Here is an 821-nt window from a genome sequence, read left to right on the forward strand (position 1 = left end):
GAGTTGTCGGACGTGCCGGAATGTGATGATGCAGGTGGCGAGGCCGAGGAACGCTTCGTGGATGTCGTCGCGGCGTTCCCAGCGGATTCGTAGCCGTTTCATCCCGTGGTACCAGGCGATCGTGCGTTCCACGACCCACCGGATGGCGCCCAGACCCGTTCCGTGAGCGTCGCCACGACGGGCGATCCGGGGCCGGATGCCCCTGCCCCGCACCAGCCGCCGGTACTTGTCGTGGTCATAGCCGCGGTCGGCGAACAACTGATCAGGGCGCTGCCGCGGCCGGCCGACCCGGCCAGGCACCGCCGGTATCGCGTCGATCAGCGGCAGCAGCTGGGTGACGTCGTTGCGGTTCCCGCCACACAAGGTGACCGCGAGAGGAACACCGTGCCCGTCGGTCAGCAGGTTGTGCTTCGAACCCGGCCGGGCGCGGTCGACCGGGCTCGGACCGCTTTTGGGCCACGACGGGCCGCCCGCACATGCGAGGAATCGATGACCGCACGCGACCAGTCCAACCTCCCAGCCTGATGGAGCTCGGCCAGCAGCGCGTGCAGGCGGCGCCACACGTCCGCCTCATTCCACTCGGCCAGCCGCCGCCAGCAGGTCATCCCCGATCCGAACCCCAACTGCTGGGGCAGGAACTCCCACTGAATACCGGTATGCAACACGAACAAGATCCCCTGCAACGCCAACCGATCCGACAACCGGCGACGCCCAGGACTACGGAACCGGCGCGGCTTGACCGGCACAACGGCTCAACCCGCTGCCACAACTCATCCGAAACAATCCACGGCGGCTGTTCACCACGACGCATACCAACACGA

1 pseudogene is annotated in these 821 nt (G+C 67.4%); it reads right to left on the minus strand.

The annotated features are described in order from the left end of the window. A pseudogene (locus tag Asi02nite_RS41300) lies at nt 1-811 on the minus strand (IS5 family transposase); the annotation flags it as partial. Between the last annotated feature and the right edge of the window lie 10 nt (nt 812-821).

Origin of the sequence: Asanoa siamensis, assembly GCF_016862555.1 — a bacterium.
Classification (GTDB): domain Bacteria; phylum Actinomycetota; class Actinomycetes; order Mycobacteriales; family Micromonosporaceae; genus Asanoa; species Asanoa siamensis.